The organism is Paenarthrobacter sp. RAF54_2, from assembly GCF_052113945.1.
Classification (GTDB): domain Bacteria; phylum Actinomycetota; class Actinomycetes; order Actinomycetales; family Micrococcaceae; genus Arthrobacter.
In genome coordinates this window covers 229,328-252,109 of the sequence record NZ_JBFRDV010000002.1, presented here as the reverse complement: position 1 = coordinate 252,109, position 22,782 = coordinate 229,328, and the positions used below count along the sequence as shown (strand labels likewise).

Here is a 22,782-nt window from a genome sequence, read left to right as displayed (position 1 = left end):
GAGACCAACCCTGCCGGACGCAAATGGATGGTCTCTCTTGATGTAACTGTCTTGCTCGTCGGTTGAGGGGTCGACCGGGTCACTGTTCTTTGGAAGGAACCCCTTGAAGTATCCGGTTGGGAAGATTACGGCGTTCGTTGCCGCGTTGATGATGGTCCTGGGAGGGCTTTCATTCGGGACGCTGGGCTTCGGGACACCGGCTCAGGCTTACGAGATCGCGACCGCCCCGGCGACCCTCAATGGTCCCGGTACTGTCGCCACACTTTCCATGCCTGGGTCTGGTCTGACCACCACCTATGGCCAGTCGGGTTATACCTACATGGTGGGCCGATCAACGATCGGCAGCCGTGGATATGTGGCCTCTGATTTCTCACAAAACGTAGGAACCGGGGCCCCTGCTGTTGAATTCGCCACCCACGCAGTCAATAATTGCGCGGCAACCGGCCCCTGTAGCGGCTTGGGGACCGTCACGATCGCGTTCAGCCAGCCGGTGAGGAATCCCGTGCTCAACATCGCTGGCCTCGGCGGAGAGGTCGACTTGGATGAAACTGACAACGGGAGTGTCGACCGACAATCCCAGTTGAGCGCCGTCCTTAACCTCGCAACCCCAGGCCTGACGATGACCAAGCTGTCGGGTGGCAACCTTTCGGTGGCAAACAACGCCATCACTACTAGCAACAACAATGCCGGAACGGCGTGTAATACGAGTGTGCAGACCGGCACACCCGACCCTGTCGACGCACAGGCTACGGCAGGATGTGGATCGGTCCGCATCAACGGCATCGTGACCACGTTGACTTTCAACATCAGCAGCGTCTTCATTCCAGTCAGCAGCACGATGCCCGGTTACACCGACAACGACATCACACACATCGGAGACCACAACCAGGACAACTTCGTCATTGCGATGAGCGCTCTGCAGGATTTCGGTGATGCTCCGGCCAGTTATGACCAAGGCAGTGCTGCCCGGGCTGTTCTGTCGGACGTGACTCTTGGGCCGAACGTCACTGAGGACAACGCGACGGTTGCCAACGGCACCGCCTCGCCGAATGCGGGTCTGACGGCGGCCCAGGACCTGATGGACGACGGCGTGGTGCTGGCTCCGATGGTGCAGGGTGCTACCAGCTACTCGACAACGGTGGCGATCAGCGGGGCCAGTAAAGCAGGCATGACCTGTGGGTGGATTGATTTCAACAAGGACGGGATTTTCAATAACACTGCCGAGCGCGCCTGCGCTTCCTTCTTGGCGGGTGCCACGACCGCCACACTGACCTGGACGTCGATCGCTCCCGTGACTGCGGGGACGACGTATGCGCGGTTCCGGATCGGCTACGCCACCGCCCAGGTCCAGCTCCCGATCGGACCCTCCGATTCCGGCGAAGTGGAGGATTACATCTTCACGGTCGCTCCGGCCGCTGCTCCGGCGATCACGCTGGTGAAGACGGTGAACAAGACCACGCTGGTGGCCGGTGAAACGGCCACGTACACGTTCGTGGCGAAAAACACGGGCAACGTGACGCTGACCTCGGTGGTCATCGCCGAGACGCAGTTCTCCGGAACCGGCACGATGTCGGCCCTGTCCTATGCCTGGCCTGGCCTTCCCGGGATTCTTTTGCCCGGGCAGTCCGTGACCGCGACCGCGACATATGTGGTCACGGCGCCGGATGTCACCACGGGGTTGTTGACCAACACGGCGAAGGTCACCGGGAACCCGCCCCTGGGTTTGCCCGTCACGGCGGTCGATGACGCGCAGGTCACCGCACCGGCGGCGTGGAAGATCAAAAAGACCGCCACGGTCAACGGGGTGGTTCCTGTGAACGGGTCTGTCAGCCCGGGGCAGACCATCGTGTACACGGTCACGGCCACGAGTATCAGCGGCACCATCACCGGGGTTGTGCTGAAGGACAACCTGGGGGAGGTCCTGGATGACGCGACGTTCGTGTCCGGGTCAGCGACCCTGGTGATCGGCACGGGAACACCCGTGGCGGTAGCCAATCCCGTACCGCCCTCCACCCTGCTGAGCACTGCACCGTTCACGTTGCCGGCCGGGCAGACGGCCACCTTGAAGTACAGCGTCGTGGTCAAGGCCGGGGCGTGGAATAAGGAGCTTGTCAACATGGTGACGGGCACGGCGACCACCACGCCACCGCAGACGTGCGCACCAGGTTCCAGCGGGCCGGGTCCTGACTGCACCACCACGCACCGCACCCCGGGCAAGGTGTTGATCGAGAAGATCGGCGAGTCCTCCGGCGGCACCTGGGTGCCGATGGCCGGCTCCACCTGGGCCGTGCACGTGGACAACAACGGCGCCCCCGGCGCCCTCCTGGCCAGCCCGGTCGTCACCGCCGTGGCCGGGCAAACCGGCCGGTTCCAACTCGAAGGAATCCAGCCCGGAACCTACTGGCTGAAGGAAACCAAGGCCCCGGCCGGGTTCAACCTGCTCGCCGAACCGGTGAAATTCACCATCACCACCACCGGTGCCGTGACCCTGGGCCAAGGTGCGGGAGGCGGGGTAGTGACCAGCACCGACACCGACGGGGACGGGATTTTCCTCCTCACGGTCCGGGACGTGCCGGCACTGAAGTTGCCCGAGTCCGGCGGCATCGGCTGGTGGCCCTTCACCACCACCGGATCCGCCCTGCTGGTCGGCGCCCTCGCACTGACCCTGGCCGGCAACCGCCGCCGCCGGAACGAGCCTGTCGCTACCTGACACGTGTCGATCACTACCAAGTAAGAGTTCCCCCGGCCCCCGCTGCGTGTTGCGGGGGCCGGGCGGTGCATGTCCATTACCGAGCACCACCACGATGAAATCATCACGATGAAAGAGGAAAACACAGTGAGTAATCACCACACCGGGCGGCTTTGGAAGACCGCCGCCGCTACGATCGCCGGGGCGGTGTTGGCGATGTCCTTCTCCGTGGCCCCGGCCTCGGCTGCGCCCCTGGTTGATGGGGACAAGACCGGTTCGATCACGGTCCACAAGTTCGAGCGTCCCTCCACTCCGACGGGCCTGCCGAACAACGGCACGTCCGTGGACACCACCGGCCTGACACCGTTGGCCGGTATCGAGTTCACGATCCAGCAGGTCAACACCATTGACCTGTCCACCAACGCCGGCTGGGACGCCGCGCACAACCTCTCGGGCGTGTTCGCCCCGGCCAACCCCGCGGGCTCGATCACCGGCGCCGGGTACACCCTGGGCGCTGCCCAGGCGAAGACCACCGACGCTGCCGGGACCGCCGGGTTCACCGCGTTGCCGGTGGGCCTGTACCTGGTGACGGAAACGAACTACCCGGCCGGTGTGACCCCGTCGGCCCCGTTCCTGGTTTCCGTGCCGTTGACGGACCCGGATAACAAGGACAACTGGATCTATGACGTCCACGTCTACCCGAAGAACTCCGTTGCCGGGGCCGAGAAGACCGTCACGGATGCCCCTGACGTGAAACTCGGGGACCAGATCGACTTCACGATCACCGGTGACATCCCGAACGAAACCGTCATCGATGGCTACAAGATCGTGGACGTCCTGGACCCGAAGCTGACCTACGTCGGCGCGTCCGCGACCCTCGTTGATGGCACGCCCATCACGGCCGGCACGGACTACACCGTGAGCTTCGACGCCGCGACCAACACCGTCTCGGTCATCTTCACCCCCGCCGGCCGGGCGAAACTGGCAGCACACAACACCACGCGTGTGCAGGTCATGGTCAACACCAAGGTCAACACCATCGGCGAAATCGAAAACGAAGCCCTCGTCTACCCGAACGCTGCCAGCTTCAACGTTGCACCGGGCCAGCCCGGTGGCCCGATCGTCACGCCCCCGGTCGTGACCAAGTGGGGCGAAATGACGCTGCAGAAGGTCAACGAGAACGGTGCAGCCCTTGCCGGTGCCGCGTTCTCGGTTTACACCAACCAGGCTGACGCCAAGGCCGGGACGAACCCGGTTGACCTCAACGGCCAGACGGTCTTCACCGTCGCCGCTGACGGCACGCTGACGATCTCGGGCCTGCGGTACTCGGACTGGGCCAACGGCGCAGCCGTGGCACCCGGAACCCCGGACTACCGCACGTACTACCTGGTAGAGACCACCGCCCCGGCAGGCTATGAACTGCTCGCCGAGCCGGTGTCCTTCCTGATCAACGCCGCCACCACCACGGTCGGTATCGACCTGAGCGTGAAGAACATCCCCTCCAACAGCGGCTTCCAGCTGCCGCTGACCGGTGGCGTGGGAACCGGCATTCTCTACGCAGCCGGTGCCCTCCTGGTCGTCGGCGCAGCCCTGATGTTCGTCCGCAACCGCCGCACCAGCAACAACTAACACCAGCAACAACCAACACTGCAGGGGCCGCTACCCGCGGCCCCCGCAGTGACCCCAAGTGGGGAAGAACGCCAACCACGCGCTCTTCCCCACTTGCATTCCACTTTCACTCTTCCAACCGACTCACCCAGCTACAGGATTTTGATGACACAGGCACCAACCCGCACCCGTCGTGGACTCCGGCATCTGACCGGACCGTGGAGCCGCCAACGGCTCCTGATCGTGCTGGTGGCGGTCATCGGCGTCGGAATCCTGCTTTATCCCACCGCCGCAGCCTGGTTCTCGGACCGGATCCATGCCACCGAGATCAGCGGCTACGTGGATTCTGTCCAGACGATGAACCCCTCCGCTAAGAAGTCCCTGCTGGACCAGGCACGCGAGTTCAATGAAGAACTGCCCTCAGGACCCCTCCGGGACCCCTACTCCTTGAATGAAGCAGGCGAGCAAACCACCATCGGCGCCGGCTCCGAGGCGTACAAGAAGATGCTGGCTGTGGGGCCCGGAGGGATGATGGGCCGCATCAGCATTCCCTCCATCCACGCAGATTTGCCCATCTTCCATGGCACGGACGAGGACACCCTCTCCAAAGGCGCCGGCCACCTCTTCGGGTCCGCGCTGCCCGTGGGCGGCAAAGGCACTCACAGTGTGTTGAGTGCTCATTCAGGATTCGTCAACGCCACTCTGTTCGACGACCTGGACAAAGTCCACGAAGGCGACGTCTTCAGCATCAACGTGCTCGATGAAACCCTTTATTACAAGGTCGACCAAATCCTCACGGTGCTTCCGGACCAAACCGAGGCCTTGCGCAAAGTGGAGGGCAAGGATTACCTCACCCTCATTACGTGCACACCCAAAGGCATCAACAGCCACCGACTCCTGGTTCGCGGCGAACGAACCACTGCACCCACCAGCGCTGACGGACCCCGCACCTTGCCGTCCACAACAGCCGACCCCGGATTCCCCTGGTGGATTCTTGGCATCACCGGCTCGATAGTGCTGGCCATCATCGCCACCAAGCCGCGCAGGCGATCCTCTGACGAAGAGCAGGCGATACCCTCTGACGAAGAGCATTTGATCTTCTGACGAAGAGCACTCGACCCTCTGAAGAAAAGACAGGGCGCCGGAGGCGTTCAGCGCATAGTCTAGGCGCATGACGACTCGAGCCAATGAACTCACCGCCCTGGTCACCGGTGCCACGGCTGGGCTCGGTGCGGAATTCGCGCGCCAGCTCGCCGAAGCCGGACACCACCTCGTCCTGGTAGCCCGCGATGAAGAACGCCTCAAAGAAAAGGCCGAGGAGTTCGAACGCGACTTTAGTATCTCGGCGGAGGTTCTGTCCGCCGACCTGACCACCGACGTCGGGGTTTCCTTGGTGGCCGACCGCTTGCGGGACGCTGCTCGACCTGTGGATGTCCTTGTCAACAACGCCGGAATCGGACTGCTGAAGTCGTTCGAGCAGAACGAGTTGGAGGACGAAAGGCGGCATCTCCGCCTCCACGTGCAGACACCCATGGAGCTGTGCCACGCGGCGCTTGAAGTCATGCTGGCTCGTGGCAAAGGCCGGATCATCAACGTTGCGAGCGTCGCAGCCTTCGCCAACAGGGGAACCTACTCGGCGGCCAAAGCCTGGCAGGTGACGTTCAGCCGTTGGGCAAATATTGCGTATGGGAAGTCGGGCGTGCAGGTCACAGCGGTTTGCCCTGGCTTCACGCACACCGAATTCCACGACCGCATGGGCATGGATAAGTCCGTGGCGCCGCGGTTCCTGTGGCTCAGCGCCGAGCGCGTGGTGCGGGAAGGGCTGGAGGACAACGGCAAGGGCAAGGCTGTTTCCATCCCGACGCGTCGATACAAAGTGGTGAGCTTCTTTGCGCGTATCTTGCCGGCGAAGCTTACTTCCGGCCCGCCGCGCCGGCCCCTGCAGCCCTAAGAACAGGAACGACAGGTGCCCTGACCAGCACTGCTACCGCGATTCCAATCACCGCTCCGACGAACGTCTCAACAGCGCGCTCCATCACCAGTACGCCCGGATCCATGGGCGACGCCAGTTGGGCGATCAGCAGGACCACGGGCGTGAAGAACACCATGGCCCAGCCATAGTGCCGCGCCATGAACAGCTCAGTGGGAAACTGGCACAGGACCACCACAATGGCCAGGACCACGGCAGCGTGGCCGGGGAAATACTGCAGCGGTGACAACGGAGTTGGGAAAAGTACGACGGCGACTACCGCCAAACCGAGGAACGTTCCCACGATGCGGTGGATGCCTCTGTGGATGCGGCTCGGGAGGTCCGCGCCAGCCAGCGGGACGGCGGCTGCGGCCATGGCCCAATGCGGATGCCCGCTCCCACTGAGAACTCCACACACGCCGGCAGCACTGACAGCGAGGGTGTAGCGGGCGGCATGAACAAGGGCAGATTGCCGTAAGGGTCCGCGGAGGACGGGGACGTCGCGGGCAGCGCCCGGCTCCCACCTTCGATGCCGAAGCCAGCCGGCGAATCCAACAAGAATCGAAAACGCCGCCGAAGCCGTGCCGATCAGCACCGCCGCCAGGAACGGAACGCTGGTGGGGACCGAAGCGCACGCCCCCAACGCGAGAATGCCGAAGAACGGCCCGATCGGCTTAAGACGCACGGCGTCTGCATATAAGGAACCCGCACCGGCAAAGAGCGTCGCCACCAACACCAGCCACCAGGACTGGATGTGGTTCACGGAAAGAAACGTGCCAATGGTGAGTCCGCCAACCAGAACAAGCGCGGCTTGGGCTTGGTGTTTCAGCCGCAGCTGGTGGGTCTCGTTGCGTCCGTACATTCCAGTGAGCGCGCCGAACACCGCATACATCATGAGGTCCGGGCGGCCTACCAGAATCAAGACCAGCCCCGGAACTGCGACGCTGAGGGCCACCCGAACGGCGGAGAGACGGTCGTTGTTCGCCGGCCCTAATCTATGGAGCTCCCGGGCGTGCGCCATGAATGCGGGCACGGGAAACACCACCAATCATTCGGGGCTTGTGGGCGAGCTATCTGTATCGAAAATTATCAGGAGCAGCGGGTGGGCCGCCATAAGCCGGGTCACAACGCGTAGTAAGGCACTGGCAGTACCCCTTACGTCAGTACCTCCCATATGAGTCGAGAACGTTGTTGACTGGATCAAACGAGTTACTTGGATCAACAGGAGGCATCATGCACACACGGACACTTGGGCAAGGGTTGAAGGTCTCGGCCATCGGTCTGGGCTGCATGGGCATGTCCCAAAGCTACGGCCCCAACCCGGGGGACCGGACGGCGATGATTAAGGTACTTCGTGAAGCGGTGGACCTTGGTATCAACTTCTTTGATACGGCCGAGGTGTACGGGCCGTTCGTCAATGAGGAACTCGTCGGAGAGGCGCTTGCTCCTCTCAAGGACCAGGTGGTCATTGCCACGAAATTCGGCTGGCGCATCGAAGATGGCAAGTCGGTTGGCTTGGACAGTTATCCTGAACGGATCAAGCGAGTGGCGGACGAATCGCTCCGCAGGCTTGGGGTGGAGACCCTGGACCTTTTTTATCAGCACCGCGTCGATCCAAACGTGCCCATCGAAGACGTCGCCGGAGCTGTGGGTGAGCTCGTCCAAGAGGGAAAAGTACGCCACTTCGGCCTGTCCGAGGCCTCCGCCGCCACGATTCGTGCAGCCCACGGAGTCTTTCCCGTGACCGCTGTCCAGAGTGAATATTCGTTGTGGACACGGGATCCGGAACCGGAGGTGCTGCCAACGCTCGCGGAACTTGGCATTGGCTTTGTCCCGTTCAGCCCACTCGGCAAGGGATTCCTCACGGGCACCGTGGATCCGTCCACCCAATTTTCGTCGGGTGACGTCCGCGGCACTATCCCTCGATTCACGGCAGAAAACCGGGCAGCCAACCAAGCACTGGTGGATCACGTGGCCGAACTTGCGGCCTCGAAAGGTGCCTCACCCGGTCAGGTTGCGCTGGCATGGCTTCTCGCGCAGCAACCATGGATTGTCCCGATCCCGGGCACGCGACGTCGGGAACGAGTCGAGGAGAATGCTGCTGCAACCAACGTGGCGCTCTCTGCCGATGAAGTTGCCGATCTGGATGCTGTGGCCAGCCGGATAGGCGTGCAGGGCAACCGCTACAACGATCAGCACATGGGCCTCGTGGGAAGGTAGCAACGACACTGGAGCGCTGCCTTGCAGAGTCTGGGAAGATCAAGGTATGCCCGTAGCCTTCGTCTGCAGAACCCGCTCCGCCATGTCACCGCAGGAGCTGTTCGACCTGTCCCGAAACATCGACGCCCACGTGGGGTCGATGACCAAAAGCAGGGAAAAGGCCATAGCTGGCGTCACCACAGGTCTGATCTCGGAAGGCGAGCAGGTCACGTGGCAGGCGTGGCACCTCGGAGTCCGTTTCCGCATGACCAGCCGCATCACGCGGATGGAGGCACCGGCGTCGTTCACTGACGAGCAGGTGCGTGGCCCTTTCAAGTACCTCCGCCACACGCACGAGTTCCGGCCAGACGGCGGCGGAACGCTGATGGTGGATACCGTGGAGTTCGCTGCCCCGTTCGGGCCGCTGGGCCGCCTGCTGGAGAAGCTGGTTCTGGCGAGATACCTGCAGGATTTGATCGAAACCCGCAACGGGTTCCTCGTTGGACAGGCACCTCCCGCACTGGATAAACGGTGATCCGGCTAGCTCGAACAGACGATCTGCCGCGTTTGCAGGACATCGAACGGGGAGCTGGGGAAGCCTTCAGGGGCCTGGGCATGGATCAGATCGCGGACGACGAACCCTTCTCCTTGGACGAGATGACCGTCTACGTGACTGCCGGGCGTGCCTGGGTGTGGGTGGATGGGCTGGACTACCCCCTGGGGTACTTGTTGACGGACATTGTTGATGGCAACGCGCACGTGGAACAGGTAAGCGTGCACCCGGATCAAGCGCACCAAGGACTCGGCCGCGAGCTGCTGCATGCTGCACGAGTCTGGGCCAGGGGGCATGGCATGCAGCGCCAGACGCTGAGCACGTTCCGCGACGTGCCGTGGAACGCGCCGTACTACCGGCGTCTGGGGTTCCAAACGCTCGATGCCGGCAGTTGGGGCCCGGAGCTGGCCAAGCTCATGGAGCACGAAGCTGAGTTGGGGCTGACGCGTTGGCCTCGGGTCGCCATGTGGCGTCCCGTGGTTCCTCCGACGTAGCTACTACTCAGCCACCAGCTCAACTTCGTAGCTGTCAGTGTTGATCAAATACGCGGCGTAGTGGTCCGGACCGCCGGCGTGCGGATACTTCGACTCGAACATCTCGTACCAACCGGCGTCGGCACCGAGTGCGCGAATCCGGTCCACATTTTCCCGGGTGCCAGCATGGAAGGCCACATGGTTGAGCCCGGGATCGGTTCGCCGGTGGGCCGTTCCGGTGATGGCATCGGTACCTTCAACCACCACGTACGTGCCGTTGAGCTTCCAACTGCACCCGGTGGGCCAGTCCTGGAAGGGCTTGTAACCAAGCTCGCCCAGGAGCCAGCCCCACTCCTCCCGGGCTCGTTCAAGGTGCGGCACCCAGATCTCAAGGTGATGGATCGAACCCACAGTTGCGTCAGGCATGGGCCGAGTCTACGAGATCAGGGCGTGACAGCGTCAGGGATTCGACGGCGGGTTGAGCCTGACGCGGACAGCGGCACCTGCGCAGAGGATCACGGCGAGTCCGCCAACCGCGGTGGTCCACGTCATCGATTCTCCCAAGAGCAGGCTTGCCCACGCGATGGTCATGACCGGTTGGACCAGTTGAATCTGGCTGACTTGCGCCATGGGGCCGATCGCCAGGCCGTGGTACCAGGCGAAGAATCCGAGGAACATGCTCACAACACCCAGATAAGCGAAGGACAACCACTGGACCGGTGTAGCAGAGGGAGCTCCCGAACCCAGTGAAAGCAGCGTCAGCAGCAGCATGACAGGGGAAGCAACCACCAGCGCCCACGAGATCGTCTGCCACGGACCGAGTTCCCGTGCCAGCAGACCTCCTTCCGCATAGCCTATGGCTGCGGCGATCACCGCGCCGAGGAGCAGCAGGTCAGCCCAGTGAAGCTGACCGAAACCGCCGGACTGAACCAACGCGAATACCAGTGCGGCAACAACTCCTATGGCAGTCAGGACCCAGAACAAGGGCCGGGGACCTTCGCGGCCCCGGATGACCGCTACCGTTGCAGTGGCCGCAGGCAGTAGCGCGATGACGACGGCTCCGTGGCTGGCAGTGGTGGACGCCAGCGCGAATGTTGTCATCAAGGGGAAACCCGCAACGATGCCACCGGCCACCACAGTCAGTCGAACCCATTGGATGCCCTGCGGGAAGCGTTGGCGGGTCAGGCCCAGGGCCAGTGCTGCAAGAATGGCCGCAACCACGGCCCTGCCTGCGCCGATGAACAGGGGAGATAACCCTTCAACGGCCACTCGGGTGAAGGGAACCGTGAACGAGAATGCGACAACGCCAAGAAGGCCCCACCAGACGCCTGTCGACGTCCGACTGGATACCACTGGCCGCGAAAGTGTAGTAGCGCTACTATTGTGACTCATGAATAACGATAGCAGTTCCCGGATTGTCTCGCGAGTAAAAGAATGGATCGCAGGGGCCGCGCCGGGAGCCAAACTGCCATCCACCCGTCAACTCGTGGCGGAGTACCAGGCAAGCCCCGTGACGGTGCAGAAGGCCCTGAGAACCCTCACTGCCCAGGGCCTGATAGAAAGCCGCCCCGGCGTTGGCACTTTCGTCCGGGCTTACCGCACTGCCAGGCCGTCCGATTACGGCTGGCAGACAGCTGCACTCCGAGCCACCCAAACGCCGCGCTTGCTGAACTCGGGCGCCATGCGCAGCGCTTCCAACGACGTCATCGCCTTCCACTCCGGCTATCCGGACCGGGAACTCCTGCCGGAGAGGCTCGTCCGGGCCGCACTTACCAGGGCTGCCCGTGGCGAAGCTGCGCTGTCCCGGCCACATGCCCAGGGTCTGCCGGAACTGCAATCCTGGTTCGCGCACGAGCTCAGCACCTCGACGCCCGTTGGCGTCACGCCGCCCCAGCCGAGCGACGTCGTCGTACTTCCCGGGAGCCAGAGCGGTCTTAGCTCCATTTTTCGTGGGTTGGTGGGGCATGGGCGGCCACTGCTGGTGGAGTCGCCCAGTTACTGGGGTGCGCTGTTGGCCGCTGGCCAGGCCGGTGTTCACGTTATTCCGGTGCCGTCCGGTCCTGACGGGCCTGATCCTGAGGAGCTGGCGAGGGCTTTCGAGGAATCCGGCGCCCGGATGTTCTACGCGCAGCCCAACTTTGCCAATCCCACGGGTGCTCAATGGTCTCCGGAACGGTGCGAGGAGGTCCTCCGGATTGTCCGCCAGCACGGAGCGTTCCTTGTGGAGGACGACTGGGCCCACGATTTCGGTATCACCGCGCAGTCCGTCCCGCTCGCCGCCAAGGACGATTCCGGGCACGTGGTCTACATCCGCTCGCTGACCAAGAGCGTCTCACCGTCCATCCGCGTGGCAGCGATTATCGCCCGCGGTCCCGCGCGGGAACGGATCATGGGCGCGCAGGCTGCGGAGTCGATGTACGTCAGCGGCCTGCTTCAGGCCGCAGCGCTCGACGTCGTCACTCAACCTGGCTGGCAAACACACCTTCGCGGACTGGGCCATCAGCTGCAATCGCGCCGCGATCTGCTGGTCACCAGCCTGCGCGAGCACGTTCCACAGGCACACCTCAGCCACCTGCCCAAAGGCGGCTTGAACCTGTGGCTACGGATGCCGGACGGGTTCGACGTCGATCAGCTCACCAAGGATTGCGAAGCGGCCGGGGTTCTCATTGCGGCCGGAACGGAGTGGTTTCCTGCCGAACCTGAAGGACCTTACATCAGGCTCAACTACGCCGGCCCCAATTCCGGCGGATTCCCCGAGGGCGCGCGGATTATCGGCGAGGCGGTCAAGGGTTTGCTGCCGGGTTAGGGGAGTGACGTCGCTCGGGTGGGTGCCGCCGTCGAGCCCTTCAGAATCCTAGGCAGCCAGCCGGCTATTGATTGCAGGTGCTGAGAATACGTGGTTTACCAACAGCCACGACATGCCCCGAATCCCGGCATCCTCGCCCAGCGTGGCAAGGCGGACATCGAGATTGCGCGTGGCCCGGGGGAGCGACATTGGATAAAGCGTCTCCCGGATGCCGCCAATAAGCGAGGACGATGCCAGATCTCCGGCAATTAGCAGCACGGCTGGGTTGAACAGGCAGACCACTGTGGCCATGACTTCGCCCAGCCGCCTGCCGGCCTCGTGCGTAAGGCGCATGGCCTCCACGTCTCCGGCCATCAGGTGACGTTGTACATCTCGGCCGGATGCGGCCGGTATGCCCATGTTGGTGAGTTTTCTGGCAATGGCGCCGCCGCTCGCCCCAGCAGCGAGACAACCAAAGGATCCGCACTGACACTGCAGTTCGGAGAAAGCGGGTAGTCGGATGTGTCCGATGTCGCCGGCCCCGCCGTCCACTCCTTGATACACGTGGCCGTTAATGACCAGCCCGGTCCCGATACCGGTTGAGACCTTGACTAAACACAGCGAGGCGGTGTGCGGGAAGCCCGCACTGTACTCGCCTGCAGCCATTGCGTTTGCGTCATTTTCCACGAGGACGGGGGCGGAGAAAGCATCGTGCAGAAAGTCCGCCACGGGGTAGGCGTCCCATCCGGGCATGATGGGGGGCTGGCTGGGCCGGAGTGTGTGGGGATCCACCGGGCCGGGGATGGATATACCCACGCCGGAGATTTTGCTCGGGGCGGTCTTGGTTTTTTTGAGGAGTTGCCGTCCCGCATGGGTGATGGCGCTAAGTACCTTTTCGGGTCCGTCGCTGACGGCCAGGTCCAAGTGGTCCACTGCAAGGATTTCCCCCCCAAGGTCAGTGAGGGCCACTGTGGACGACGTAGTTTCGACCGTCGCGGCCAGAATGCACGAGTGCTGGAGGTTGAAAGCCAGTTGTGTAGGGCGTCGTCCGCCAGAGGCCCGATCGGCCCCGGCTTCCCGGATCAGCCCGGCGCCAAGCAGTGCATCCACGCGCTGTGCCACGGTCATGCGGGACATACCGGTTTCCTCTTGGATGTCTCCGCGGGTGCGGGCTTTGCCGGACTTGATCAGGTGAAGTACATCCCCTGGTCCCACGTACATTCGTCACTCCTTGTTGTAAATCTCTTCAACCAACGTCTCTTTGAGCACTTGGTGCCCTTGACTGTACGGGAACGCCAGCGCACTATCCACCTAATGCTAGACAGCTAGACAACATATGGATAGTCTTTAGGCACAAGTTCCCCGAGCTGTGATTGCACTCACAGATGGGGCTGTTTAGTTCTGGTCCCCGATACGCCGCCAATGCGGTCGGCGCTGCCCGGATCAGGGTGACTAGGGAGAATCTTGCGGAGCCGGTTCCGGCTACGCCCACGACAGGAGCATTGAAGTGAAGAGAACCAGAGGACCCGCCAAGGTCGCCGCGATTGCCGCAGCATCCCTCGCTGTGGCAATGCTCGCAGCTTGCACGCCCAACGAGGGTTCGGACAGCGGTTCAGGATCCAACGCCAATGCAGAGGCCATTACCGTCTGGACAGCGGATACGCTTCCCGATCGGGTTGCCAAGACTGAGGCGATCATTGCGAAGTTCACGGCAGCCACAGGTGTCAAGGTTGACCTGGTGGGCGTACCCGAAGATCAGTTCAACCAGGTGCTGACATCTTCGGCTGCCGCAGGAGACCTTCCAGACGTCATAGGTTCCATCTCTCTGGCCCAGGTGCGTACGCTAGCGGCCAACGATCTTGTGGATACCGAGACCAACGCTGCCGTCATCAAGGGATTGGATGAAAAGACCTTCTCTCCCCGTTCCCTCGAGCTGACACGCGACGGCGATAAGCAGTTGTCCGTGCCGGACTCTTCCTGGCAGCAGTTGCTGTATTACCGCAAGGACCTTTTTGACAAGGCAGGCATCCCAGCCCCCAAGACTTACGACGACATCAAAGCAGCGGCACAAAAGCTGGATTCACCAGAAGTTGCGGGCTTGGTGGCGGCAAATAAGCCGGGTGAGGCTTTTACCCAGCAGACTTTCGAGCACATAGCCCAGGGCAATGGCTGCGAAATGGTCAATGAAGCAGGTGAAATCACGTTTGACAGCCCGGAATGCATTGGCGCCCTAACCTTCTACCGAGATGTGCTCAAGGACTATTCAGTGGCTGGTGCGCAGGACGTGGATACCGTTCGGGCCAGCTACTTTGCGGGGCAGGCAGCGATGTCCATTTGGTCGACCTTCATCCTGGATGAAATGGCAGGATTGCGAAATGACGCAAAGCCTACTTGCCCTGAATGCGAGGCAGACCCTGCCTTCCTCGCCAAAAACACTGGCGTTGTTACCGGCATTCAGGGTCCCGACGGAAGTCAGCCATCGCAGTTCGGCGAGATTGTCTCTTGGACGGTCACAAAGGAAGCTGCTTCCGAATCCTCGAAAAAGTTCATCGAATACTTCATGGGTGAGGGCTATGCCGATTGGTTGTCCATTGCCCCCGAAGGCCGTCTCCCGGTGAGGGCGGGCACCACGGCCAATCCCACCGAGTACTCGGACAAATGGAAGACCATGCCTGCGGGTGTCGACAAGAAGGAACCGTTGGGTGACTTTTACTCCGCCGACGTCCTGTCCGTTCTGCAGAAGGGCTCCGATGACCTGAAGCGCTGGGGCATCACCCAAGGTCAAGGCGATCTTGTAGGCGCCGCTCTGGGCGAACTGCCCATCGCCAAGGCGGTCAGCGACGTAACATCCGGCGGAGTTGATCCTGCCGAAGCAGCAAAGCAGGCAGCCGAGTCCCTGCGTTCCATCAAGGACTCATTGAAGTGAGTCTCCTGAAGAAGAATGCACCTGCAGGGCGGCCTGAGCAGGCCGCCCTGCAGGGGCAGCGAAAGCGCTCACCCATGGCACGGGAGGAGCAAAGGGCCGGCTTGACCTTGCTCTCACCGACGCTGATTCTGGTGCTGGTCATGGTGGTCCTGCCGATCCTGTGGACCCTGGTCCTGGCGTTCCAACGCGTGCGGATCCTCAATATTCGCACCGCTGGAATCTTTGGCCCGTATACGCTCGACAACTTCGACAACGTGTTTTCCAGCAGTTTCTTTCAGTCGCTGGGGACCACGCTGGCCTACTCGGTATTCGGAACGGCCGGCGCAATTGGCCTAGGCGTCGTCGCCGCGTTCGCGCTACGACGGCCCTTTAAGGGCCGCACTTTAGTCCGGGCTTCGATGCTGATTCCATATGTCTCACCGATTGTGGCTGTCACTTTCACGTGGACCACCCTGTTGGATCCACAGTTTGGCCTCATCAATCACTGGGGCAAGGAAGTGTTCGGTTGGGAGGAGTCGATCCCCTTCCTGAGCGAACGGTCCCGGGAAGTTTCATTCCTGGGAATGGACTTCAATGTCCCCACTGCCCTCATTGCCATCATTCTGTTCGAGGTGTGGCGGTCTTTTCCCTTTGCGTTCCTTTTCATCACAGCGCGGCTTCACGCTGTACCTGAAAGCCTTGAAGAAGCTGCCCGCGTAGATGGCGCCACACCTCTCCAGCGCTTCGCGTACATTTTGCTTCCGCAATTGTTGCCCACGATCGCGATGCTTTCGGTGCTTCGTTTCATCTGGACCTTCAACAGTTTCGACGACATTTACCTCCTAACAGGTGGTGGAGCTGGGACGGAAGTTGTGTCGGTTGCAGTGTTCAACTTCCTGACGGCGCGGGGCGATATCGGCGCCGCTTCCGCGCAAGCCTTGGTTCTTGCCCTGATCCTTGGCCTGTTTGTGGGCATCTACATCAAGTTTTTCGCCAAGAAGGAGGAGGTCTCCTGATGACGGCCCCTACCACCACCAGACCGAGCGCCCCGCGGGCTATGCAGCAACCTGCTTCCCGGTGGACGCGGGATGTCGTGGAAACCAAGATTCTCGCAGTCCTCCGCTGGGTTGTGATCATAGGGCTCTTACTCGTAACGCTTTTCCCGTTCTATTACATGGTCATCTTGTCGATGAAGCCGCTGGACGCATTGCTACGGGATCCTGGCGCTTTGGCTATTCCTTTCAATGAGCTGGATTTTGGGGCATATCTCAGCATCCTGAAACCCCAGGAAGACGGCGGGCAAGGATTCCTGCAGTTCATGGGTAATAGTGCAATGGTGGCCGTGGGCACTGTGCTGATCTCCTTGGTCGTGGCAATTCCTGGTTCCTACGCCATCAGTCGGCTGAACTTCTTCGGCCGCCGACAAGTCAGCGCCTTGTTCCTTGCCGTTTACCTCTTCCCGAGCATCCTGCTTGCTATTCCCCTGTTCACTTTCTTCACACGAGTGGGCCTTCGCGGCCAGCTGGTAGCGCTGCTGATCGTTTACGTAGCCCAAGTGATTCCTGTGACGATTTACATGCTTCGCAATTATTTCGACACCATCCCCACCAGCTTGGAAGAAGCGGCTGCCCTGGACGGGTGTAGTCGGCTCGGTGTGCTGTTCCGGATAAGCTTGCCCCTGGCAATGCCAGCGATCATTTCCAACGCCTTGTTTGTCTTCATGATTGCTTGGAACGAATTCCTGTTTGCCTTGTTGTTCCTGGTGAACTCGAGGCCAAGCTGGACTGTCTCGTTGGGCTTGTCGCAGTTGGCTGGCAGCATTGAGGTGCCTACTACCGTCCTGATGGCGGGGTCAGTGGTTCTGACCCTTCCAATCATCATTATCTTCTTCGCCTCGGAAAGGCTGCTCACAGAGGGCCTTACGGCGGGTGCGGAGAAGGGATGATGAAACAGCCCTCTGATCAACCGGGAAGTTCGTCCGCCCTATCCGACGACGTCCGGGTGCTCATGGATTCGCACTGGCGCCAGGAGCTCGGTTACTCCGTCCCTAACCCGGACACGTATCCACATCTCTGGCTTTGGGATTCGTGCTTCCACGCCATCATTTGGGCCGTCCTTGGAGACGATCGGGCGGCCATCGAACTGGAAGCAGTCCTGTCCGGTCAGCTAAGCGGCGGAATGGTTCCTCACATGCGCTACTCCGGTGCCGGACCGGACACTTGGCTCGGTCCGCTTGGCCGAACGTCCGCATTGACGCAGCCGCCCATGTTTGGGCACGCGGCGAAGGTGCTGACCGAAGCGGGCATTTGCCTCGCACCTGAGGTTCTTGCCAAGGCAAAAGCAGGGCTCGAGTGGCTATGGGAGCACCGCCGGACCTCCGATGGACTTCTCTATGTGGTCCATCCTTGGGAAGCGGGCAACGACCATTCGCCACGTTGGGACGACTGGGGCGCCCCAGGCCGGACCAAGGAAGGCTACGACCGTGCGGCGCGGACCGCCTGGAACAAAGAGCGCATGAAGGACGTATCCTTCGCCGAGGATGGTTCGGCACTGTGGTCAGCCAGCTTCGTGGCCTGCCCTGCGGCCTTCAATGCCTATGCCGCTTTCAACTTCCGCGAACTGGCAGCTGTCATCGGAGACGAGACGCTCGAAGCCAGGGCGCTTGAGCTGGCGGACACCATGGATGAACTGCTGTGGAACGAGGACGAGCAGCTGTGGTCCGACCTTGCCGTCGTTGGCGGTGGACCTTCGGTGCACACGCCTATTAGCGACGGCGTCATGGGTGCGCTTGTCACGGCAGACGGAACGAAGGCGCATGCAGCCCTGCGGCAACTGGACGATCCTGCCAGGTTCGGTGCCCCATATGGACCTTCCAACGTCGTTCGAACCCATGTTGCTTATCAACCGGACATGTATTGGCGAGGTCCTGCCTGGCCGCCGTTGAACTATCTCTTCCAACAGGCCGCGAGGCGTCATGGTATGGATGGGACAGCGCTGATACTGGCAAGGATCACTGAGGCCGGCACCTCCACCAGCGGCTTTGCAGAGTACTGGAACCCGGAGAACGGCCGGGGTTTGGGCGCGGTTCCCCAGTCTTGGGCAGGTCTTGTCATCGCCATGCAGTAGTGACGCAACGGACGGCGGCCTTCGCCAAGCAAGCATGCCCGGAATCGTTGGGGTGGACCGTGTCGGCGTCCAGCATGACTTGAGGATCCCAATCAGTGGCTTCAACCACGAGAACCCCCGGCACCCTTCGGGCGATTCGTCGGAGTTCTGCGTTGTACCTCCCCACAAGCATGTTGGAACCGCGGTTATGGGGGGCATGGCGGCTGAAATCCAGGAGCCGGGGTTGCTCAAGGACCAAGGTCAGGGATTCAGGGGCGGCAGTTCGGAACTGGGGAAGAATAATCTTCAATGCTGCCGAGTAGCTCCGAAAAGACGCCGGTGAATCACCGCCCAGCCGGAGATCGTTGAGTCCGGTCATGAGCAGGTATATGGCCGCTGGCGGGGGAGGGTCCGCACGAATTAGGTCGGCGGTAGCTGTGCTGCTGCTCCCCCCAACCGCCCGGTTGTCCAATTCCAAACCCAACCGGCGGGAAACCAGGGCCGCCAATGAGGCCTCAGACGATGAGGCGCAATCGCCGTCGATCCAGGAATGTCCATAACTAAGCATTTGCATCACTTCGTCACCTTCATGAATGGAAGAAAATGATCCCCACCAACTACAACAAGTTCCCGAAAATCATGGTCCCCGGTAACCCTAAGTCGTGGTCGGGCGTGGAGGCTTGGCTGGAAGCTGCCCGGGCAGGCGGAGGGCCTATTGTTGTGGACACCTATCCGGGGACGGACCTCGTGGAACTCCAGGCGTTCATTACTGAGGCCCTGCCTGGCCATCGGGTGCTGAACGTTGAGGAGCTGGCAGCCCGGCCGCTTGCGGAGATCGATGCGCTGATCGCGGCGAACCTGACGGAGGACAGGATTTTCGGGGTTATGAGCCACCACACCCTTGCAGACTTCTACCGCACCACCCAGCTGGAGGAGATTGCGCAGTCGGTAACTGCATCGGACATTCCGACGGTGTTGCTGGGTTGGGGAGCCGCTCTGGTACCTGTCACAAGGCGCGTTCTCATCGTGGCAGATATGGCACGTTGGGAACTGCAGCAACGCCAGCGTGCCGGAGCCCCGAACTGGCGGTGCGACAACACGAATGAGGACAACCTTCGCAAGTACAAGCGGAGCTTCTTCGTGGAGTGGCGTGTGGCTGACCGTCATAAGCGGCAGTTGCTCCCCGCCGTCGACTATATCCTTGACGCGAATAGGGGTGCAGGCGATGCAAGGCTCATCACCGGGGAAGCATTCCACAGTGGCATGGCGGCAGCAGTGGCTGCTCCGTTCCGTGTAGTGCCCTTCTTCGACCCCGGGGTCTGGGGCGGTCAGTGGATGAAAGAAGTCTGCGGCCTGGACAACCACGCCGACAACTACGCTTGGTGCTTCGACTGCGTCCCGGAAGAGAACAGCATTCTGCTGGATGTTGGCGGGAAGATCATGGAATTGCCTGCCCTGGATGTTGTCTTGACGCAGCCAGTTGCGCTTCTGGGTTCGCAGACTTATGCACGGTTTGGTGCCGAGTTCCCCATCCGGTTCGACATGTTGGACACTATGGACGGCGGCAACCTCTCTTTGCAGGTTCACCCCCTGACGGACTACATCCAGGACCGTTTCGGAATGCATTACACGCAGGACGAGAGCTACTACCTCATGGACTGTTCTGACGATGCTGTGGTGTATTTGGGTCTTAAGACCGGGACGGAACCAGCCTCGATGGTCGCCGCCCTGACGGAAGCGTCCGACGCCGGCACCAGCTTTCCAGCGGAACGCTACGTTAACGTCTTCCCAGCCAAGAAGCACGATCATTTCTCCATCCCCGCCGGTACCGTGCACTGTTCCGGAGCCAATTCGATGGTGCTGGAGATCTCCGCCACGCCTTTCATCTTCACGTTCAAGATGTGGGACTGGGACAGGATGGGGTTGGATGGCATGCCGCGTCCAGTTCATCTGGAGCACGCCAGCCGGAACATCCAGTGGGAGCGCAATACGGAGTGGGTGGAGAAGGAACTGCTCCACCAGGTGGAGCAGGTGGGATCCGGCCCCGGCTGGACGGAAGAGCGTACCGGCCTGCATGAACTTGAATTCATTGAGGTCCGGAGGCACTGGTTTACAGACGCCGTGCACCACCACACCAACGGGACCGTTAATGTGCTGAATCTGGTGGAAGGAGCTGGGGCTTTGGTAGAGAGTCCGGACGGAAAGTTCCAGCCGTTCACGGTCAGCTATGCAGAGACCTTCATCGTCCCCGCCGCCGTCGGTGCCTATACGATCAGGCCGCTTGGACAGGGAATTACACAGCCGCTGGCAACCGTCAAGGCTTATGTCCGCGGAACTGCAGCGGGACTGCCGTCTGTTGCCACGGCCTAAAAGTCGTCTACTCATGTGATCCGGTTGACCCAGATGGCGGCTCCTGCGAGCGAAGCCTCTTCGAAATGCTCGGCGTTGGTGATCAGGAGCCGTCGCAAGGCAGGAACAGCAGATGTAATGCCGCTGCGAAGGGCGGGCTCCACAATGTCCCAGGAGCCTGCCATCGAGCCGCCCACCATTAGCTCCTGGGCGCCGAACTTCCTCAAGTAGGGGCCGGTAGCAGTACCGACGGCTGCGAAGGCTCTCTCCAGTACCCGGGATGCGACCGTGTCACCCTTACGGCTGAGTTGGGCGATGGCGTGGACGTCAGGCGGCTCCGTCCCGAGAGAGCCGGTGGCCTCGGCGTAGGCCCAACGGATGGCTCGTCGAGAGGCCGTGTCTTCCAGCGGTCGGCCTTGGAAAGAAAGGTTGTAGCAGTTTCCGCCAAGCGGAACCAGATGCCCGGCTTTTACTGGGAGTCCACCCTGAAGAAATGTGGAGCCTATTCCTGTGCCCAAGGTAATGCAGACTGCCCGCTCAGCCATGCCCCTGGCTGCGTCGCCCCGACTCAATGCGAAAGCTCCGATTCCGAACGCATCTGCGTCGTTGAGGAACGCCATGCCATCGTGGGGGTGGTCGAATCTAGCTGCAAGTTCTGAACCAACATTGACGCCGCGCAGTTGGTCGAATTTGCCCACGTCCCGATACATGCCCATGCCCGTGGCGTAGTCGAAGGGGCCAGGCAGCGCGATGCCCCAGAGCCGGGCGTGGTCGCGTCCCAAAGAGTTGGCTGCCGCCGCAAGGGCATCCAACAGATCATCGGCGGAACTCCCCGCATGCAGACTTCGTCGAGTAATGCTGCCAGAGACTACGCGCCAGGAGGTGGACAGGTGCGGTCGTGCCATGACGAGTGCTGCCGTGACATGAGTGCCGCCGATTTCCAAGACCGGCGTTGGTGCTGGATTTCGGGGGAGGGGCAAGCCCGCGCCGGTCACCGTTCGTTCCGCATTTCTGCAACCCATACCTGGCGGTGTTCCTTGGCTGAAAGAGCCGCTGCCTCCACGATTTCTTGGACGAGGAGAGCGCGCTCCACATCAACGGTAGGTGGGATACCCAGCCGGACGGCATCAGCGAACTCGCGGCGAAGGGCAGGCCAGCACTGATCGTGGTCCATGCCCTGGGTGTTGTATTCAAGGCTCCCGGCAGCTGCATACACGTTGAGCATGGTGGACGCGGAGGACCCGCTGACTGAACCTGACAGCGCAGCCTGACCCGTGGCACCGTTGGCATGGAGGGTGGTCAGGGTTCTGTAGGCAGCTTCGCCTTCGGTACGAACCGCCAGAATTGGACCCGCCGCGATTTCCATGAGATCCAGCAGGTGTGGGCCGAGATCGTACAAAGCCCCGTATTCCGACCGCCACCCCTTCCGGGCATCCCCGGAGAGGAAGCCCTTGTCTAAAAAGCCGTTATGGAGGTAGACGCCCATCACCCCGGCCAGCGTTCCCGTCGACCTGAGGTTCGCCGCCGCGGCAAGGAACTCCCGGGTGCGCGGATGGTAGCGCTTGGTAAGTACGACGGCGTTTGGCGAACTGTTGCGCCTGACCGCATCCGCGACCCGGATTGCTTGGTCCAGCGAGACGCCCAGCGGCTTTTCGAGGAGCAACGCCAAGCCTGCGTCCGCCGCCTGCGGAACGAGCTCAGCCTGCACTGCCGGCGGCACGGCGAAGTCCACAGCCTCGCATGATGCCAGCAGTTCTTCATACGTACCAAAGGCTGGCACGCCGTGTCTTACCGCGAGCTGCTCCGCAGTGTTGCCGCTTGCCGACCAAATTCCCACAAGCTGGGTTTCGGCACCGGCAGTGTGCAGAGGAGCGTGCATAGCTGCGGCCCATTGTCCTGCGCCAACAAGTCCAACTCTCACCGGCGCGTAGGGGGAGAGATGTTGCCCTTCGGGCGGCATGGAAATCATGGATTGAAGCTACTCCAACTTCTGTCTAATGTCTATGCAGAATATGCCTACAGATAATGCTAATGTCTACTGCATCACACTCACGACCTAAGGATCGATGCGAAGTGTCACGCTTCCTCAGAATCGCTGCCCCGCAAACAATTGCAATCATGGATGCCCCGTTACCGCCGCTGGAACC

20 protein-coding genes are annotated in these 22,782 nt (G+C 61.6%); 13 read left to right on the top strand and 7 right to left on the bottom strand.

Features of this window, described 5'->3' with window-relative positions; translation table 11 throughout:
- The first annotated feature begins 103 nt into the window (after window positions 1-103).
- The 4 genes from AB4Y87_RS02650 (at window position 104) to AB4Y87_RS02635 (ending at window position 6,248) form a co-directional block, all read left to right on the top strand.
- Window positions 104-2,710 carry a DUF7507 domain-containing protein gene (locus AB4Y87_RS02650; RefSeq protein WP_442002930.1) on the top strand — a complete coding sequence of 869 codons (2,607 nt, stop codon included), beginning with the start codon at window positions 104-106 and terminating at the stop codon, window positions 2,708-2,710.
- A 69-nt stretch (window positions 2,711-2,779) separates the two neighbouring features.
- A complete protein-coding gene (locus AB4Y87_RS02645; RefSeq protein ID WP_442002929.1) occupies window positions 2,780-4,318 on the top strand; it encodes a SpaH/EbpB family LPXTG-anchored major pilin in 1,539 nt (512 codons plus the stop codon).
- Window positions 4,319-4,462: 144 nt separating this feature from the next.
- Window positions 4,463-5,401: a class C sortase gene (locus AB4Y87_RS02640; protein ID WP_442002928.1), complete on the top strand. Its 939-nt coding sequence runs from the start codon at window positions 4,463-4,465 to the stop codon at window positions 5,399-5,401.
- A 67-nt stretch (window positions 5,402-5,468) separates the two neighbouring features.
- Window positions 5,469-6,248: an SDR family NAD(P)-dependent oxidoreductase gene (locus tag AB4Y87_RS02635; protein ID WP_442002927.1), complete on the top strand. Its 780-nt coding sequence runs from the start codon at window positions 5,469-5,471 to the stop codon at window positions 6,246-6,248.
- Here the strand turns inward: AB4Y87_RS02635 and AB4Y87_RS02630 are convergent.
- Window positions 6,211-7,287, bottom strand: coding sequence for an FUSC family protein (locus tag AB4Y87_RS02630; protein WP_442002977.1), 1,077 nt, complete (start codon window positions 7,285-7,287; stop codon window positions 6,211-6,213). The genes AB4Y87_RS02635 and AB4Y87_RS02630 overlap by 38 nt on opposite strands.
- A 212-nt stretch (window positions 7,288-7,499) precedes the next feature.
- Between AB4Y87_RS02630 and AB4Y87_RS02625 the strand changes: the two genes are divergently transcribed.
- The 3 genes from AB4Y87_RS02625 to AB4Y87_RS02615 all read left to right on the top strand — a co-directional run bounded on the left by AB4Y87_RS02625 (window position 7,500) and on the right by AB4Y87_RS02615 (window position 9,512).
- Window positions 7,500-8,486 carry an aldo/keto reductase gene (locus AB4Y87_RS02625; RefSeq protein WP_442002926.1) on the top strand — a complete coding sequence of 329 codons (987 nt, stop codon included), beginning with the start codon at window positions 7,500-7,502 and terminating at the stop codon, window positions 8,484-8,486.
- 46 nt (window positions 8,487-8,532) lie between these two features.
- Window positions 8,533-9,000, top strand: coding sequence for an SRPBCC family protein (locus AB4Y87_RS02620; RefSeq protein ID WP_442002925.1), 468 nt, complete (start codon window positions 8,533-8,535; stop codon window positions 8,998-9,000).
- A gap of 80 nt (window positions 9,001-9,080) precedes the next feature.
- Window positions 9,081-9,512: a GNAT family N-acetyltransferase gene (locus AB4Y87_RS02615; RefSeq protein WP_442002924.1), complete on the top strand. Its 432-nt coding sequence runs from the start codon at window positions 9,081-9,083 to the stop codon at window positions 9,510-9,512.
- A 3-nt stretch (window positions 9,513-9,515) separates the two neighbouring features.
- Here AB4Y87_RS02615 and AB4Y87_RS02610 read toward each other — a convergent pair whose 3' ends face one another.
- A complete protein-coding gene (locus tag AB4Y87_RS02610) occupies window positions 9,516-9,917 on the bottom strand; it encodes a VOC family protein (RefSeq protein ID WP_216922561.1) in 402 nt (133 codons plus the stop codon).
- A 33-nt stretch (window positions 9,918-9,950) separates the two neighbouring features.
- Complete coding sequence (locus AB4Y87_RS02605; protein ID WP_442002923.1) at window positions 9,951-10,883, bottom strand: DMT family transporter; 933 nt, start codon at window positions 10,881-10,883, stop codon at window positions 9,951-9,953.
- Here AB4Y87_RS02605 and AB4Y87_RS02600 point away from each other — a divergent pair.
- A complete protein-coding gene (locus AB4Y87_RS02600; protein ID WP_442002922.1) occupies window positions 10,882-12,297 on the top strand; it encodes an aminotransferase-like domain-containing protein in 1,416 nt (471 codons plus the stop codon). The genes AB4Y87_RS02605 and AB4Y87_RS02600 overlap by 2 nt on opposite strands.
- A gap of 48 nt (window positions 12,298-12,345) precedes the next feature.
- Here AB4Y87_RS02600 and AB4Y87_RS02595 read toward each other — a convergent pair whose 3' ends face one another.
- The gene (locus AB4Y87_RS02595) at window positions 12,346-13,497 is read right to left on the bottom strand and encodes an ROK family protein (protein WP_442002921.1); all 1,152 of its coding nucleotides are present in this window, start codon (window positions 13,495-13,497) and stop codon (window positions 12,346-12,348) included.
- Between the two features lie 286 nt (window positions 13,498-13,783).
- Here AB4Y87_RS02595 and AB4Y87_RS02590 point away from each other — a divergent pair, with 286 nt between their 5' ends.
- Genes AB4Y87_RS02590 through AB4Y87_RS02575 form a run of 4 tightly spaced genes read left to right on the top strand, consistent with a single transcriptional unit; the run spans window position 13,784 to window position 18,307 of the window.
- Complete coding sequence (locus tag AB4Y87_RS02590) at window positions 13,784-15,202, top strand: ABC transporter substrate-binding protein (RefSeq protein WP_442002920.1); 1,419 nt, start codon at window positions 13,784-13,786, stop codon at window positions 15,200-15,202.
- Window positions 15,199-16,197: a carbohydrate ABC transporter permease gene (locus tag AB4Y87_RS02585; RefSeq protein WP_442002919.1), complete on the top strand. Its 999-nt coding sequence runs from the start codon at window positions 15,199-15,201 to the stop codon at window positions 16,195-16,197. The genes AB4Y87_RS02590 and AB4Y87_RS02585 overlap by 4 nt, the downstream gene beginning before the upstream one ends.
- Window positions 16,197-17,126, top strand: coding sequence for a carbohydrate ABC transporter permease (locus AB4Y87_RS02580; RefSeq protein ID WP_442002918.1), 930 nt, complete (start codon window positions 16,197-16,199; stop codon window positions 17,124-17,126). The genes AB4Y87_RS02585 and AB4Y87_RS02580 overlap by 1 nt, the downstream gene beginning before the upstream one ends.
- Window positions 17,123-18,307, top strand: coding sequence for an MGH1-like glycoside hydrolase domain-containing protein (locus AB4Y87_RS02575; RefSeq protein ID WP_442002917.1), 1,185 nt, complete (start codon window positions 17,123-17,125; stop codon window positions 18,305-18,307). The genes AB4Y87_RS02580 and AB4Y87_RS02575 overlap by 4 nt, the downstream gene beginning before the upstream one ends.
- On the opposite strand, the gene AB4Y87_RS02570 is transcribed toward AB4Y87_RS02575, so the two are convergent.
- A complete protein-coding gene (locus AB4Y87_RS02570) occupies window positions 18,291-18,860 on the bottom strand; it encodes an SGNH/GDSL hydrolase family protein (RefSeq protein ID WP_442002916.1) in 570 nt (189 codons plus the stop codon). The genes AB4Y87_RS02575 and AB4Y87_RS02570 overlap by 17 nt on opposite strands.
- Window positions 18,861-18,889: 29 nt before the next feature.
- Here AB4Y87_RS02570 and AB4Y87_RS02565 point away from each other — a divergent pair, with 29 nt between their 5' ends.
- On the top strand, window positions 18,890-20,656 hold the full coding sequence (locus AB4Y87_RS02565; RefSeq protein WP_442002915.1) for a class I mannose-6-phosphate isomerase: 1,767 nt from the start codon (window positions 18,890-18,892) through the stop codon (window positions 20,654-20,656).
- Between the two features lie 11 nt (window positions 20,657-20,667).
- On the opposite strand, the gene AB4Y87_RS02560 is transcribed toward AB4Y87_RS02565, so the two are convergent.
- Both AB4Y87_RS02560 and AB4Y87_RS02555 read right to left on the bottom strand, forming a co-directional pair.
- Window positions 20,668-21,630, bottom strand: coding sequence for an ROK family protein (locus AB4Y87_RS02560; RefSeq protein WP_442002914.1), 963 nt, complete (start codon window positions 21,628-21,630; stop codon window positions 20,668-20,670).
- Window positions 21,627-22,604, bottom strand: coding sequence for a Gfo/Idh/MocA family protein (locus AB4Y87_RS02555; protein WP_442002913.1), 978 nt, complete (start codon window positions 22,602-22,604; stop codon window positions 21,627-21,629). The genes AB4Y87_RS02560 and AB4Y87_RS02555 overlap by 4 nt, the downstream gene beginning before the upstream one ends.
- Window positions 22,605-22,782 lie beyond the last annotated feature (178 nt).

Coding starts and splice junctions, on each gene's coding strand:
- AB4Y87_RS02580 (WP_442002918.1), top strand. CDS start 16,197: ATGACGGCCCCTACCACCACCAGACCGAGCGCCCCGCGGGCTATGCAG.
- AB4Y87_RS02555 (WP_442002913.1), bottom strand. CDS start 22,604: ATGATTTCCATGCCGCCCGAAGGGCAACATCTCTCCCCCTACGCGCCG.
- AB4Y87_RS02620 (WP_442002925.1), top strand. CDS start 8,533: ATGCCCGTAGCCTTCGTCTGCAGAACCCGCTCCGCCATGTCACCGCAG.
- AB4Y87_RS02625 (WP_442002926.1), top strand. CDS start 7,500: ATGCACACACGGACACTTGGGCAAGGGTTGAAGGTCTCGGCCATCGGT.
- AB4Y87_RS02575 (WP_442002917.1), top strand. CDS start 17,123: ATGATGAAACAGCCCTCTGATCAACCGGGAAGTTCGTCCGCCCTATCC.
- AB4Y87_RS02595 (WP_442002921.1), bottom strand. CDS start 13,497: ATGTACGTGGGACCAGGGGATGTACTTCACCTGATCAAGTCCGGCAAA.
- AB4Y87_RS02635 (WP_442002927.1), top strand. CDS start 5,469: ATGACGACTCGAGCCAATGAACTCACCGCCCTGGTCACCGGTGCCACG.
- AB4Y87_RS02570 (WP_442002916.1), bottom strand. CDS start 18,860: ATGCAAATGCTTAGTTATGGACATTCCTGGATCGACGGCGATTGCGCC.
- AB4Y87_RS02615 (WP_442002924.1), top strand. CDS start 9,081: ATGGATCAGATCGCGGACGACGAACCCTTCTCCTTGGACGAGATGACC.
- AB4Y87_RS02645 (WP_442002929.1), top strand. CDS start 2,780: ATGTCCATTACCGAGCACCACCACGATGAAATCATCACGATGAAAGAG.
- AB4Y87_RS02640 (WP_442002928.1), top strand. CDS start 4,463: ATGACACAGGCACCAACCCGCACCCGTCGTGGACTCCGGCATCTGACC.
- AB4Y87_RS02630 (WP_442002977.1), bottom strand. CDS start 7,287: ATGGCGCACGCCCGGGAGCTCCATAGATTAGGGCCGGCGAACAACGAC.
- AB4Y87_RS02610 (WP_216922561.1), bottom strand. CDS start 9,917: ATGCCTGACGCAACTGTGGGTTCGATCCATCACCTTGAGATCTGGGTG.
- AB4Y87_RS02605 (WP_442002923.1), bottom strand. CDS start 10,883: ATGAGTCACAATAGTAGCGCTACTACACTTTCGCGGCCAGTGGTATCC.
- AB4Y87_RS02565 (WP_442002915.1), top strand. CDS start 18,890: ATGATCCCCACCAACTACAACAAGTTCCCGAAAATCATGGTCCCCGGT.
- AB4Y87_RS02600 (WP_442002922.1), top strand. CDS start 10,882: ATGAATAACGATAGCAGTTCCCGGATTGTCTCGCGAGTAAAAGAATGG.